Origin of the sequence: Mycobacterium sp. E2327, from assembly GCF_001672675.1 — a bacterium.
Classification (GTDB): domain Bacteria; phylum Actinomycetota; class Actinomycetes; order Mycobacteriales; family Mycobacteriaceae; genus Mycobacterium.
The window spans coordinates 1-782 of the sequence record NZ_LZKE01000246.1; the positions used below are offsets into that span (position 1 = coordinate 1).

A 782-nucleotide genomic window follows, 5' to 3' on the forward strand; every position below is an offset into this window, starting at 1 on the left:
TCAAGGATCTCGTTTTGATCGGCGTTGCGCTGTGGACGCTCGGCGACTCGCTCGCGGCTCGAAAAGCGTTCCCCTGACCAGCCGCTTGGCCGCGCCCAGCGCCGCGTGGTAGTCCTCGGGCGGCAGCGTGGCCGCCAGCTCGGTCAGCCCGTAGATCAACGAATAGATCGCTTCGACCGGACCCGATCTGGCGGCTCGTCCGACGATGCCCTCGATGATCTCGCGGAACGCCTGGAAGCCGGCGCCGTGCGCCCCGGGGTCGACGGCGCCCTCGGCGCGGATCGCCCACTCGAAGGCCGCCAGGTCGGGGTACTCGCGCATCAACCGGCCCGATTCGTCGAGCACCGCTTCGATCCGGTCGACGACGTCGCCGGGGCTCCCGGCCGCCTCGCGCAGCCGGGGCAACGCGACCTCGGTCCTTGCGGCGACGGCGGCCTTGATCAACTCGGACTTGTTCGGGAAGTAGTTGTACAGGCTCGCGCTGGTGACGTCGGCCGTGCGGGCGATCTCCCGGATGGTCGCGCGCGAGTAGCCCACCTCCCCCACGCAGCGCATCGCCGCGGTGATTATTCGAGCGCGGGTCCGCTCGCCGCTGGCGCCTACCGGGCGCCCCAACTGCGACCGCGCGGCGTTCATGCGGGCGCACCTCCGAGCAGGAACCGGATATTAATTGATCGTTCGATTATATTCGACGGCATGCTAGGTCGCCCGGTCGGCGCCAGCGGCGAGGAGACTCGCCAGCGGATAATCGTCGCCACCATGCGGTGCGTGGCCGGCGTCGG

At 69.4% G+C, this 782-nt stretch carries 1 protein-coding gene and 1 pseudogene; one reads left to right on the forward strand and one right to left on the reverse strand.

The genetic code is table 11. The features are described 5' to 3' along the window. Positions 1–636 (reverse strand): TetR/AcrR family transcriptional regulator, encoded by a 636-nt coding sequence (locus A5712_RS28315; protein ID WP_068113353.1) that lies wholly within the window; start codon positions 634–636, stop codon positions 1–3. A 60-nt stretch (positions 637–696) separates the two neighbouring features. On the opposite strand from A5712_RS28315, the pseudogene A5712_RS32245 reads away from it, so the two are divergent. Continuing rightward, a pseudogene (locus A5712_RS32245) lies at positions 697–782 on the forward strand (TetR/AcrR family transcriptional regulator); the annotation flags it as partial.